Genomic DNA, 12,773 nt, shown 5'->3' with positions numbered 1-12,773 from the left:
TGAATGAACGAAATGTTTCCTTTAGCAAGCGCCGCCGGGATGACCGTCGGCCTTGCCGTTTGTGCACTGGTTGTTGGCCTTGCTCTGGCGATGCTGTTTGCAGTGCTTGAGTCATCACGCCTGCGTGCTGTTTCGTGGCTGGCGTCCGGATTAGTCACTTTGTTGCGTGGCCTGCCGGAAATTCTGGTGGTGTTGTTTGTCTATTTCGGCGCTTCCCAACTGTTACTGACGCTCTCAGATGGTTTTACCCTGCCGCTTGGATTAACCCAACTCCATATTCAGGTGCAGATTGAGAACTTTGATGTCAGCCCGTTCCTGTGTGGGGTCATTGCCCTGTCGTTGTTGTATGCGGCTTACGCCTCACAAACGTTACGTGGCGCACTGAAAGCCGTGCCAGAAGGCCAGCGTGAATCGGGCCAGGCGCTGGGGCTGAGCAAAGCGGCCATCTTTTTCCGCATTGTAATGCCGCAAATGTGGCGCCATGCCCTTCCCGGTTTAGGCAACCAGTGGCTGGTTCTGCTTAAAGACACGGCTTTAGTTTCACTGATAAGTGTTAACGACCTGATGTTGCAAACCCGTAGTATTGCCACGCGCACTCAGGAGCCTTTCACCTGGTACATTATTGCGGCCGCTATCTACCTGGTCATCACACTGATAAGCCAGTATGTTCTCAAGCGTATTGACCTGCGCGCGACACGTTTTGAGCGGAGGCCGGAATAATGCTTGCTTATTTACCTGAGTTATTAAAAGGCCTGCACACCAGTCTGACTCTGACTGCTGCTTCAATTATTCTGGCTCTCGCTCTGTCGCTGGTTTTCACGGTTATTTTAACGCTGAAAACGCCGATTGCGTCACTGTTGGTACGTGGCTATATCACGTTGTTTACCGGTACACCTTTGCTGGTGCAGATCTTTCTTATCTACTACGGGCCAGGCCAGTTTCCTTCACTGCAAAACTACCCGGTGTTATGGCATTTACTGTCCGAGCCGTGGCTATGCGCCATGCTGGCATTGTCACTTAACAGTGCGGCCTACACCACGCAGCTATTTTATGGTGCAATTCGCGCAATCCCTGCCGGGCAGTGGCAATCCTGCCAGTCACTGGGTATGAGCCGTAAAGACCAGTTGGCAATTCTGTTGCCATTCGCCTTCAAACGCGCCTTGTCTTCGTATTCCAACGAAGTGGTTCTGGTATTCAAAAGCACTTCACTTGCTTATACCATCACACTGATGGAAGTAATGGGCTATGGCCAACTGTTGTATGGCCGCACCTATGATGTCATGGTGTTTGGTGCAGCCGGAGTCATCTATTTGATAGTAAATGGTATTCTTACATTACTGATGCGTGTAATCGAACGCCGCGCGCTGGCTTTCGAACGCCGTAATTAAGTTTTGGATATTTTCAGTCAGAGAAAAAGGCGGCTCAGAGTCGCCTTTTTCTTACCCATAAAAATAACTAATTATACATTTTAATTGCATATAAATTCATTATGGATAATACTCCCGCTATCACGAACATAAAAAAACAGTGACAGACAGGAGCAACACACAATGAAAAAATGGTTATTGGTTGCCATGATGGCCAGTGCTTTCCAGGTTAGCGCAGCAGAAAAAATTAACTTTGGGCTTTCTGCCACCTACCCTCCTTTTGAATCCTTAGATGCCAATAACCATATTGTTGGTTTTGATATCGACCTGGCCAACGCTTTATGCCAAAAAATGGCGGCAGACTGCACCTTTACCAACCAGGCATTCGACAGCCTTATCCCGTCGCTTAAGTTCCGTAAGTTTGATGCGGTTATCTCCGGCATGGACATCACGCCGGAACGCAGTAAACAAGTCACATTTACCCAGCCGTATTACGCTAACTCTGCTGTAGTGATTGCCAAAAAAGGCCAGTTCACCAGCTTTGCAGACTTAAAAGGCAAACGGATTGGCATGGAAAACGGGACTACTCACCAGAAATATCTGCAGGAAAAACACCCTGAGATTAAAACCGTGGCTTATGACAGTTACCAGAATGCCATCATTGACCTGAAAAATGGCCGCCTGGATGGTGTCTTTGGTGATACAGCGGTGGTAAATGAGTGGCTGAAATCAAACCCGGAACTGGCAACAGTAGGCCAGCATGTCACTGATCCACAATATTTTGGCACCGGCTTAGGTATTGCCGTTCGCCCGCAAAACACGGCTCTGCTGCAACAACTGAATACAGCACTGGACGCCATAAAAGCAGACGGGACTTACCAAAAAATCAGTAATAAATGGTTCCCGCAATAAACCGGTAGCAGCACAAGAAAAACCGCTGTTACTTATGTGCAGCGGTTTTGTATTTCCCGCACAGACCTTCAGCGGCGTAGCAATGCCAGCACTTCATAATGTGCTGTATGCGGGAACATATCAAATAACTGAACCTGTTCAATACTGTAGCCAGCAAGGCGGCGAATATCTTCGGCCATGGTGACCGCGTTACAACTGGAATAGACAATAAAACCCGGAGCCATATCAGTTAAAAAACGGCACAGTTCAGGGCCAATTCCGCGCCTTGGGGGGTTAACCAGCACAAGATCCGGTACCGCCTGCTGTCCTGTGGCCCAGGCGGTAGAATCCAGCGCCCGGAAATCGACGTACTTGAGCCCCAATTCTTGTGCTGACTGCTGTGCACAGGCTATTGCTTCCGGGGCGATTTCTATTCCGGTCAGGTGCATTTGTGGCGTAGCGCAGTGCAGACCAAACCCACCCACACCACAAAACAAGTCCCACATATGTTGTACAGGTAAGCCACGCACCCAGTCACGGGCGGTGGCATACAATGCACTGGCAACCTGTGGGTTAGTCTGGAAAAAACTTTGCGGGCGGATCCACAATGGCACTCCATTAAAGACTTCACGCAAAGCGGTTTCCGGGGTTAACAGAATTTCTTCTTCCCCTTCCATAATGGCCATATGTACCGGCTGAATGTTAGCTGTAATCACACGTAACTGGGGGACCTGTTCCTGCAGCCAGGGCAGTTCCTGTTTCAGGCGGGCAATTTTAGCCGCAGAGCGCAACACGAAACGCAGCATCAGGCTGCCATCATGCTGGCTTTGTGTCAGTAGCACATATTTCAGCTCGCCTCGTTGCCGTTCAACGTTATAGGGCGTGAGGCCAACCCGGGCAATAAACGGTTTAATAACCGCAAAAACCCCGGCAAAAGTAGCCGGGTACAGCGGACAATCCGCCAGGTCAGCCACACTGCCATCACGGTTACGAACCCCAAGAATGGGGCGTTCAACGCTGCCACTTACCACCATTTTGGCTTTATTGCGAAACGCCTGCTCAGCACCACTGACCGGCTGACACCACTGACCAACCGGCATAGCAGTGAGCAGCGCGCGCAAATGCGCCATTTTCTTTTCAAGTTGTTGAGCAAGCGGAAGCATCAGCCACTGGCAGGAGTGGCAATGCCCTTCAGCATAGAGTTCGCACTGCATAAAAAAACCCTGGAAAAAAGCGGAACGGGATTCTACCACGTCATGAGGCTACCTGCTGCTTAGTGAACCCGAAAAAAACGCCGGCTACGCAGCGGCACAAACAGCAGTGCCAGAACCAACAAATCGGGTAGTTTTTGCATAAACAACCCATGCAGAATGGCACTTTTACTTTCACCTGGAATGCTGAATAACTCAGGGTATCCCCACCCCAGTGAGGCGCACCACAAATACACAGAAGAGATTATCTGAGTTGCCAAAAAAACCCAGCGCCCCCAATTGCGCCCACGCAAGATAACGAAAGCGCAGCGTATTTCAATAAAGAGCAAGACCAGGCTGGCAAAGAAAATCAGCGTCAGCGCCCAGGTCTGGACGCTGCGCTGTATGAAATCAATACTTCCCTGGACACCCAGTGTGTTAAACAACATCAGGACATCCAGACACCGGGTGGTGATAATGCCAATCGCGGCAATATAAACCAGTGTGGGCACATTCAGTTTTGCCTGACCAGCGGGGTATTTGCTCAAAATATCCACAACCTCGTTCCCTTGTCAGTACATGCTGTTGTAACAGCACGCTTCTATCCCACTGATTTTAGGTCTTTCAGTGCTGCCTTGCACGCTGGATATCACGCATACGTTGTTTTTCAGCCCTTGCCATAAACCACCATGCAATCAGGCCAATAACCCCCACAACACCGAGAATAATTGATGCCAGGGCATTGATTTCCGGGTTAACTCCCATACGAACACTGGAGAACACCAGCATCGGCAGTGTGGTAGCACCAGGCCCGGAAACAAAGCTGGCAATCACCAGATCATCCAGTGACAGCGTGAAGGCCAGCAACCAGCCAGAAATGATGGCGGGTGAAATCATGGGGACAGTTATCACAAAGAAGACTTTGAGTGGCGTGGCTCCCAGGTCCATGGCCGCTTCTTCAATGGACTGATCCAGTTCACGCAAACGCGAACTTATCACCACTGAGACATATGCGGTACAGAATGTTACATGTGCCAGCCAGATGGTCATCATGCCACGTTCGCCCGGCCAGCCCAGTGAACTACCCATTGCCACAAACAGCAACAGTAGTGACAACCCGGTAATCACATCCGGCATGACCAGTGGTGCGGTGAGCATAAACGCAAAGCCATTTGAGCCACGAAAACGACCAAAACGCACCATCACCACAGCGGCAATCGTTCCCAACACGACGGCCATTGTGGCGGATAACGCAGCAATGGACAAACTCAACCCAACGGCATTCATCATGGCAGTGTCACGAAACACTTCGCCATACCATTTCGTGGACCAGCCTGCCCAGACAGTCACGAGTTGCGAACTGTTAAATGAGTAAATGACCAGCATCAGCATCGGGGCATACAGGAAGGTAAACCCGACGACCAGGATAAAAATACGCCATGGAGAACGTACGACAGGTAACGTATTCATTAATGTCCTCCCATGCCTTTGTTCTGATATTTGTGAAACCACATAATGGGGACTATCAATACCACCAGCATTGTAATCGCGACAGCAGAAGCAACAGGCCAGTCGCGGTTATTGAAAAACTCCTGCCACAGGACACGGCCAATCATAATGCTGTCCGGGCCACCCAGAAGTTCAGGGATAACAAACTCCCCAACAGCCGGAATAAACACCAGCATGGAACCAGCAATAATGCCGCCTTTGGTCAGCGGAACCACCACGCTGAAAAAGGTTTTCAACGGTTTTGCGCCAAGATCCAGTGAAGCCTCAACCAGGGAGTAATCCATTCGCGTCAGCGCGGTATAAACAGGCAGCACCATAAAGGGCAAATAGGCATAAACAATTCCGATATACACCGCAAGGTTGGTGTGCAAAATAGTCAGCGGGTGGTCAATCACCCCCAACCACAACAGCACGTTATTCAATACCCCGTTTTCTTTCAAAATTCCCATCCATGCATAAACACGAATAAGAAATGATGTCCAGGAAGGTAAGATGACCAACAACAGCAAAATATTACGGGTAGACGTTTTGCTGTGTGCCACGGCCCAGGCGAGCGGGTAACCCAACAGTAAGCAGCAGATTGTTGAAACCGCCGCAACCTGTAACGATTGCAGATAGGCTTCGTAATACAGTGGGTCATCAGTTAACTGCAGGAAGTTACCAAGATTAATCGATACCGAAAGCTGCTGGTCTGCCCAACTGACCAGGTCAGTATAAGGCGGTATGGCGCGTGCCATATCGGCAAGACTTATTTTGAAAACAATTAAAAATGGCAACATGAACAACAGGCACAGCCACAGATAAGGTAAGGCAATAACCAGTTTGCGTCCATGGGACATTTGCACCCTTCCTAACCAGCGGCGTAATGGACCGGGGGGTGTTTGGGAGCGACCCGAGGATGTTGATGTGGGCTCAGTATAGCTACTCATAGTACAACTCCTAAACGGTCAAGACGACACAGCTATCCGCATCCCAGCAAAGCTTTACTTCATCGCCCCAGGTAGGCATTCCTTTCCGGTACCTGTGCTCATTTTGTAGCTGGGCACTAATCATCTGCCCACTGCTTAAACGCACATGGTAAATAGAGAGGTCCCCCAGGTAAGCAATGTGCGCGACTTCCCCTACCGCAAAGTTAAAACCCTCCGCTGGCGGGTCTTCACACAAGGTAATTTTTTCCGGGCGCAGAGCCACCCAGACGGGCACGCCTTCTACAACAGAAGCATCCGGGTCCACTTTCAACGGATGGCGCAACCCTGGAGAATCGATAACCAGGCCGTCTTCCTGGCTTTCTTTCAGGATGCCCTCAAATACATTCACAGAACCAATAAATTCCGCGCTATATCTTGTGGTCGGGTGTTCATAAATCTCTTCTGGTTCGCCAATTTGAACAAACTTGCCACGGTTCATAATGGCAATACGACCGGCCATAGTCATCGCTTCTTCCTGGTCGTGGGTTACCATCACACAGGTCACGCCAACACGTTCCAGAATATCCACCACCTCCAGTTGCATACGGTCACGCAGTTTTTTATCCAAGGCCCCCATTGGTTCATCGAGCAATAATAATTTAGGGCGTTTCGCCAGGCTCCGTGCCAGCGCAACACGCTGACGCTGCCCACCGGATAACTGGTGTGGTTTACGTTTGGCGAACTCCTGCATGTGCACCAGGCTCAACATCTCTTCCACCCGGCTGGTAATTTCCGCTCTGGGTAACTTGTCCTGTTTGAGGCCAAACGCAATGTTCTGCTCCACCGTCATATGCGGGAACAGAGCATAAGACTGGAACATCATATTAATAGGGCGCTGGTAAGGGGGCACATGGGCCAGGTCGACACCATCGAGCATAATTTGCCCGGCTGTTGGTTGCTCAAACCCAGCCAGCATACGCAGCAGCGTGGATTTCCCACAGCCTGAAGCCCCAAGCAGTGCAAAAATTTCACCTTTGTAGATAGTCAAACTGACATCATCGACAGCGTGCTGGCCATCGAAGGATTTTGTCAGATTCCGAATTTCCAGTAATGGCGTTAACGCCTTACTACTCTTCGCTTGTGGGCGGGGAATGACATCGTTCACTGATTGTGCTCTCCGGCAAATCTCATACTTATACGCCAACAGGCGTACAATTTACTGGTTCGCGATGCATAACACAGCTTGCATCTTTTTGAGGCAATTGCACCCTGTTGCGCACTAAAAAGGTGCAATGCCTCGTTATATTAACTTACTGACTTATTTACCAGTTTTAACTTTAGTCCAGGCTCGTGTTCTTACACGATCCAATTTGGGGTCCTGAACCTTAAGGGTAAACAGTTTTGCCATAACATCTGGCGGCGGGTAAATACCTGGGTTATTACGCACTTCAGCCTTCACCAACGGCGTTGCAGCTTTGTTGGCGTTAGCGTAATAGATATGGTTGCTGATATCGGCCACCACATCCGGGCGCATCAGGTAATTAAGGAACTGGTAAGCTTCATCCTTATTTTTCGCATCAGCGGGCATCGCGAAGACGTCAAAAAACGCCAGAGCACCTTCTTTCGGAATTGAGTATGAGATATGCACGCCGTTTTTCGCTTCTTTCGCCCGGTTAGCAGCCTGCCAGACATCCCCTGCCCAGCCAATCGCCACACAAATATCGCCATTTGCTAAGTCATTGATGTATTGAGAAGAGTGGAAATAGCGGATACTTGGACGCAATTTCAGTAACAAGTCAGTTGCTGCACCACTGTAGTCAGATGCATTAGAGCTGTTCGGATCTTTGCCAAGATAATTCAGCACTGTTGCAAAAATTTCTTCTGGTGCATCCAGGAAAGAAACACCACAACTTTTTAATTTTTCGAGGTTTTCTGGTTTCAGTACCAGATCCCAGCTATTAACTGGCGCATCTTTGCCCAGTACCGCTTTAACTTTATCTACGTTGTAGCCAATCCCGGTGGTCGCCCACATATAAGGTACAGCGTATTTGTTACCGGGATCATGTTTGGCGACCAGCTTTAACAACGCCGGATCAAGGTTTTTCCAGTTCGGGAGTTTGCTTTTATCCAGGGGCTGAAACACACCAGCCATCAACTGGCGTTCCAGAAAGCTTGCTGAGGGAACCACCAGGTCAAACCCGGTACTGCCTGCCATCAGCTTACCTTCAAGCACTTCGTTTGAATCAAAAACGTCGTAAACGACTTTAATACCGGTTTCTTTGGTGAAGTTGGCTACGGTATCCGGCCCAATATAATCCGACCAGTTATACACATGCAGCGTCTTTCCATCCGCGGCCAGCGTTGAGGCAGAAGCAGCCATCAGAACGCCAGCCACCAAACCAGACAACCATTTTTTACTTTGGCGGGACATATCTTATTCCTTCTGAATAAAGGGTAAACTCGCGCCCTGCATGGCGTCGAGTAAATCAGGCCATTTACCTGATGCAATATTCATGCATACTTTGTCATGTTGACGTAAAAAAACCTCTCACATGCGCCAGTCAAGTAACAAGTCATGACGCAGTGTAAATGTAGCCAGGATTTAGATGGTGGGAGGAAATTAAAAAGCGCCTTTTTTCAATTTTTTAGGCATCAATCAGGAAATAAGCACCAAAGCACAGAAATATTCATCGTTTCTTTATGATGTAAAAAACCAGGCGGGTATAAACAACACAATTGCGCTACTCACAGCAGAGTGTGTTCAAGGCACCAGATGCTTACCAGGAGAAATTAGCAGGATAAGTGACTGGAGTGAGTAACCAGGATACTGGCCCTCAGCAATAAAGCCACAGAAACAAGAGCAAAAAGCAACAGGCGCAGTACACAGGTTGCTCACTGCGCCTCAGGCGGGGAAATCAGTGTAGCAGATGGCTCGACACCGGGCGGCGGGAAGCATCATCTTCATCCCCATTCCACAGCATCTGTTGGGCGCTGGCTTCCAGAATCACCATCGAGATCTGTTCCTCACTCTGGCGCAAAAAATGCGTAAACTGCTCCCGGCTAATACCTATCGCAACGGGAAAAGCCTGACAGACCACCAGACGTGGCAGGTTGTCATCCTGTACATCCAGGAACGCTTTCACGGTAAGTGAACTGGCATTGACTGCCGAAATATCCCCTGCCAGTGCCAAAAGAGCGGAAGGTTTGACCTCAGCCAGGGCGGAAAAAACCAGCACGCTATCAACCAGATCCAGCTTGGCATCAAACACACCAGCGAACTCCTGCATATGGGGGAGATGCAATGCCTGGCAGGAATCACACTCGAAAAAGCTTACGCCAGCGTCATCAAGCCAGTGGCGTAGCGTGTCCAGGGTAGGGACGACGAGTGAATCCATACGGGTATAACCTCTTCAATAGAAAATCGACGCCATAGCTTACGCAAAAATAGCGGCCTGTACCACGATCAGATAACCACAGCACACTTAACCGCCCATTTTGAGACAGAAACCGGGCCGTGCCTGGTTTTCCACCCAGCTGATAATTTGTGCAGCAATATCGATGCCAGTTGTTTTTTCGATGCCTTCAAGCCCTGGAGAGGCATTCACCTCCATTACCAGCGGCCCACGAGTGGCGCGTAAAATATCAACCCCGGCGACATCCAACCCCATGGTAGAAGCTGCACGAATCGCCACTTCGCGTTCCTGTGGCGTAATGCTGGCGACAACCGCTGTGCCACCCCGGTGCAAATTAGAACGGAAATCTCCGTCTTTTGCCTGACGCTCAATGGCGGCAACAACACGCCCGCCAACCACCAGACAACGAACATCCCGCCCCTGCGCTTCTTTAATAAACTCCTGCACCAAAATATGGGCATTCAGTCCGCGGAACGCGTCTATCACGCTTTCAGCTGCCTGGCGTGTTTCAGCAAGAACCACACCAATGCCCTGAGTACCCTCAACAAGTTTCACCACCAGTGGTGCGCCCCCCACCATTTCGATAAGATCGTGAGTGTCGTCTGGTGAGTGCGCGATTCCGGTCATTGGTAAGTCAATGCCTTGTCGGGCAAGCAACTGCATGGAACGTAGTTTATCCCGGGCGCGGGTTATTGCGACCGATTCATTAAGAGGATAGCTACCCAGCATTTCGAACTGGCGCAATACTGCCGTGCCATAAAAAGTAATTGCTGAGCCAATACGTGGAATGACGGCATCATAATGCGGTAATTGCCGCCCTTTATAATGCACAGACGAACTGGCGGGGTTGATATTCATATAGCAGGACAACGGATCGATAATATCGACAAAATGCCCACGATTGAGCGCCGCCTGCTTTAAACGTTTACAAGAATAAAGTGTTCCATCACGGGAAAGAATGGCAATTTTCACCCTGCACCTCTGCAAGAGACTGACCAGCCTTAAAACCCGCGTATAGTACCACCACCCGTTTCCCCCTGTAAGGGGGAAAGCAGAGAGAAAATTAGCGGGTTGCCCAGCCTTGCTTATGCAGAAAATCCAGGATAAAGGGGCGGCTTTCTTTGACAATTGTGCGACGTATATGATCGCTCCAGGTGTCTTTGCGCTTATTTGTCGTGCGGTTGAGGTAATAATCCGCAAGTGTTGCATCATATTTCGCCAGTTCGGCGGCATCCACTGGCTGGTACTGGTTTTCATGTACCAGTAAACTTTCCGGCAGCCGGGGTTTTACTTCCGGGCTCTCAGCCGGCCAGCCCAGGCATAACCCGAACAGTGGCAATACATATTTCGGTAACTTCAACAAACGGGTTACCGCTTCAATATTATTGCGGATCCCGCCAATGTAAACACCACCCAGGCCAAGGGATTCAGCCGCAACCATGGTGTTCTGGCCCATCATGGCAGTATCCACAGCACCGAGCAATAATTGCTCTGCATACCCTAACTGAGCGCCAGGGCAAATTTGCAAATGACGGTTAAAATCCGCGCAGAACACCCAGAATTCGGCAGCACTGGCGACATGCGCCTGACCACCACTTAATGTGACCAGTTGTTCCCGTAATTCCGGGTCAGTCACCCGAATAATAGAACTGCATTGTAAAAAACTGGACGTGGATGTGCTGCGCGCTGCAGCAAACAGAGCAGCCCGTTGTTCATCACTGACAGGTTTATCAATGAAATGGCGAATTGAACGATGTGTACACAGTAAATCAATGGTTGGCGTCATTATTCTTATCCTTAGCCTTTTTGGCCGCTTTTTTGTCACCTGCTGCTGGTGTGTCAGCCCCGTTAAATAATAACGGCGCCAAATTCTTCCCCATCTGGCCAAGTAACACAATTGCAGCAGGCAACATCAGTACAATACCGCTAAATATAAGCAAAATCACAGCCATGTCCGTGGCAAGAAAGGCGGTTACTGATATCACTCCATGGGCAACCAGCCAGGCGACACACAGTAGTGCAATACCAAGGGTTTCCAGCAGCAATACAGACTTAGGTAATGCTCCCAGTGAACGCATTGTCAGTCTCCTTGTGTGGTTGGCTCATCATTATAGCCTTAAACCGTTTCCGGCCAGTAACTGACATCATGCAATAACCCACGACTACAATTAAAGGATAAGGGGATACGGTGAACGCTTTCATCGTTTTCAGTTATTAAAGCAACAGGCAAACTCTGCTTCCCCCAACCAGCGCTGGTGCGCAAAATAACCTGCAAGACAACTTCAGCTAAGGAGCAACTGTGATTACTGTAATTTTTGGACGCCCCGGGTGCCCGTACTGTGTGCGTGCCAAAGCACTGGCCGAAGAACTCAGTGACTCACATAGCGATTTTGAGTTTCGCTATGTAGATATTCACGCGGAAGGTATTACGAAAGCAGACCTGCAACAAGCTGCCGGGAAACCCGTTGACACAGTGCCGCAGATTTTTGTCGATAAACAACACATTGGTGGCTTTACTGACTTTGCCGCCTGGGTTGAGCAACACCCTGTTCTTTCACCTGCAAGCTAGAAAAACACAAAACAAACACCGGGTCTGCGGACCCGGTGACAAATTGATGGTAAACAGGTGAACAGCGCTGGAGTGCTTGCCGGTTATTTAAACCGGAATCAAAAAAAGCAATTAATTGCTTTTCATCTGCGACCGGAAACAGTTTCCGGCTTACCTGCGCCCACAGACTTTATACCCGGCGTTTTTTGACATCCTGCCTCCAGACAAGCGAAATGGTGAACAGCACACACAGAGCACCCAACGCATTCCAAAATACCGCGCCTGACAGCCAGGCCAGTTCCTGAACCAGACCCGCATCATCTTGTTCCCAGAAATTGATTAACAACAGGCAAACAGGTACAGCCACTAATGCCCCAACCACAGGTGCAAGGAAGCGCGCACGGCGTGAACACAAACTGCCCAGCACACCGGAAATAATGAAACACAACATTCCAGGATCCATCTTCCCACTGGCTGGTGCCGAGTCAGTTAAAAAGAGGTTGTGGATCACAAATGCCAGAATGAACAGGATAAAACAGAATAAACCGCCTTCCCATGAACGTTTGAATAACAAAGTCGTCCTCCTTTGCTTTTCCATTACGTTGAGCACCCCAAATGGGTGCAGACATTTACCAATGTCCTTATCAAAACCTGTATTACCCACTCACTTTCACACTGTTTATTTTTGTGTATACCAACCAGCCCATTTCACATACTCCCCATGCGAAACGTCCTTTCACACCACATTACAGGTAATGCGAATTATTCCAGATATTACAAAGAAGCTATTTACCACGTTTTTCTTACTGGCTGTTGATACTCATAACGATTACACTAGCGCCCATCGTACTTTTTGCAGACGATATAGCACTGAAGTTTATGCCAGCGACAGTGTTATTTTTATGCGAAATACGCGTGTAAAACAATCATTTTTTTCAACGAGTTAC

At 49.3% G+C, this 12,773-nt stretch carries 15 protein-coding genes; 4 read left to right on the top strand and 11 right to left on the bottom strand.

Annotated elements, in window-relative coordinates:
- The first annotated feature begins 3 nt into the window (after positions 1-3).
- The 3 genes from artQ to MPHASIOC01_RS02785 all read left to right on the top strand — a co-directional run bounded on the left by artQ (position 4) and on the right by MPHASIOC01_RS02785 (position 2,279).
- The gene (gene artQ, locus MPHASIOC01_RS02795; RefSeq protein WP_064599936.1) at positions 4-720 is read left to right on the top strand and encodes an arginine ABC transporter permease ArtQ; all 717 of its coding nucleotides are present in this window, start codon (positions 4-6) and stop codon (positions 718-720) included.
- Positions 720-1,388: an arginine ABC transporter permease ArtM gene (artM, locus tag MPHASIOC01_RS02790; protein WP_064599934.1), complete on the top strand. Its 669-nt coding sequence runs from the start codon at positions 720-722 to the stop codon at positions 1,386-1,388. Before artQ ends, artM begins: the two co-directional genes overlap by 1 nt.
- A gap of 162 nt (positions 1,389-1,550) precedes the next feature.
- Positions 1,551-2,279 carry an arginine ABC transporter substrate-binding protein gene (locus tag MPHASIOC01_RS02785; protein WP_064599932.1) on the top strand — a complete coding sequence of 243 codons (729 nt, stop codon included), beginning with the start codon at positions 1,551-1,553 and terminating at the stop codon, positions 2,277-2,279.
- 68 nt (positions 2,280-2,347) lie between these two features.
- Here the strand turns inward: MPHASIOC01_RS02785 and rlmC are convergent, their stop codons facing one another.
- From rlmC to MPHASIOC01_RS02735, 10 genes are all read right to left on the bottom strand, one after another.
- Entirely contained in the window at positions 2,348-3,472 is a 1,125-nt protein-coding gene (rlmC, locus tag MPHASIOC01_RS02780) for a 23S rRNA (uracil(747)-C(5))-methyltransferase RlmC (RefSeq protein WP_064599930.1), read from the bottom strand.
- 59 nt (positions 3,473-3,531) lie between these two features.
- Entirely contained in the window at positions 3,532-4,005 is a 474-nt protein-coding gene (locus MPHASIOC01_RS02775; RefSeq protein ID WP_064599928.1) for a YbjO family protein, read from the bottom strand.
- A gap of 67 nt (positions 4,006-4,072) precedes the next feature.
- Positions 4,073-4,918, bottom strand: coding sequence for a putrescine ABC transporter permease PotI (gene potI, locus MPHASIOC01_RS02770; protein WP_036107653.1), 846 nt, complete (start codon positions 4,916-4,918; stop codon positions 4,073-4,075).
- The gene (gene potH, locus MPHASIOC01_RS02765) at positions 4,918-5,886 is read right to left on the bottom strand and encodes a putrescine ABC transporter permease PotH (RefSeq protein ID WP_074388834.1); all 969 of its coding nucleotides are present in this window, start codon (positions 5,884-5,886) and stop codon (positions 4,918-4,920) included. The genes potI and potH overlap by 1 nt, the downstream gene beginning before the upstream one ends.
- Before the next feature lie 10 nt (positions 5,887-5,896).
- Entirely contained in the window at positions 5,897-7,030 is a 1,134-nt protein-coding gene (gene potG / locus MPHASIOC01_RS02760; RefSeq protein ID WP_156519095.1) for a putrescine ABC transporter ATP-binding subunit PotG, read from the bottom strand.
- Positions 7,031-7,183: 153 nt separating this feature from the next.
- Positions 7,184-8,296 (bottom strand): spermidine/putrescine ABC transporter substrate-binding protein PotF, encoded by a 1,113-nt coding sequence (gene potF / locus MPHASIOC01_RS02755; protein ID WP_064599925.1) that lies wholly within the window; start codon positions 8,294-8,296, stop codon positions 7,184-7,186.
- Between the two features lie 484 nt (positions 8,297-8,780).
- On the bottom strand, positions 8,781-9,260 hold the full coding sequence (locus MPHASIOC01_RS02750; protein WP_064599924.1) for a YbjN domain-containing protein: 480 nt from the start codon (positions 9,258-9,260) through the stop codon (positions 8,781-8,783).
- 87 nt (positions 9,261-9,347) lie between these two features.
- Positions 9,348-10,250 carry a 30S ribosomal protein S6--L-glutamate ligase gene (rimK, locus tag MPHASIOC01_RS02745; RefSeq protein ID WP_064599923.1) on the bottom strand — a complete coding sequence of 301 codons (903 nt, stop codon included), beginning with the start codon at positions 10,248-10,250 and terminating at the stop codon, positions 9,348-9,350.
- Between the two features lie 91 nt (positions 10,251-10,341).
- The gene (nfsA, locus tag MPHASIOC01_RS02740) at positions 10,342-11,064 is read right to left on the bottom strand and encodes an oxygen-insensitive NADPH nitroreductase (RefSeq protein WP_064599922.1); all 723 of its coding nucleotides are present in this window, start codon (positions 11,062-11,064) and stop codon (positions 10,342-10,344) included.
- A complete protein-coding gene (locus tag MPHASIOC01_RS02735; RefSeq protein WP_064599920.1) occupies positions 11,048-11,356 on the bottom strand; it encodes a DUF1418 family protein in 309 nt (102 codons plus the stop codon). Before MPHASIOC01_RS02735 ends, nfsA begins: the two co-directional genes overlap by 17 nt.
- A gap of 221 nt (positions 11,357-11,577) precedes the next feature.
- On the opposite strand from MPHASIOC01_RS02735, the gene MPHASIOC01_RS02730 reads away from it, so the two are divergent.
- Complete coding sequence (locus MPHASIOC01_RS02730; protein WP_064599918.1) at positions 11,578-11,847, top strand: GrxA family glutaredoxin; 270 nt, start codon at positions 11,578-11,580, stop codon at positions 11,845-11,847.
- Positions 11,848-12,016: 169 nt separating this feature from the next.
- Here MPHASIOC01_RS02730 and ybjM read toward each other — a convergent pair whose 3' ends face one another.
- Positions 12,017-12,400: an inner membrane protein YbjM gene (ybjM, locus tag MPHASIOC01_RS02725; protein ID WP_197499295.1), complete on the bottom strand. Its 384-nt coding sequence runs from the start codon at positions 12,398-12,400 to the stop codon at positions 12,017-12,019.
- Between the last annotated feature and the right edge of the window lie 373 nt (positions 12,401-12,773).

The organism is Mangrovibacter phragmitis, from assembly GCF_040429585.1.
Classification (GTDB): Bacteria; Pseudomonadota; Gammaproteobacteria; order Enterobacterales; family Enterobacteriaceae; genus Mangrovibacter; species Mangrovibacter phragmitis.
The sequence above is the reverse complement of the archived record's forward strand: the minus strand, read 5'-3'. Positions and strand labels throughout refer to the sequence as shown.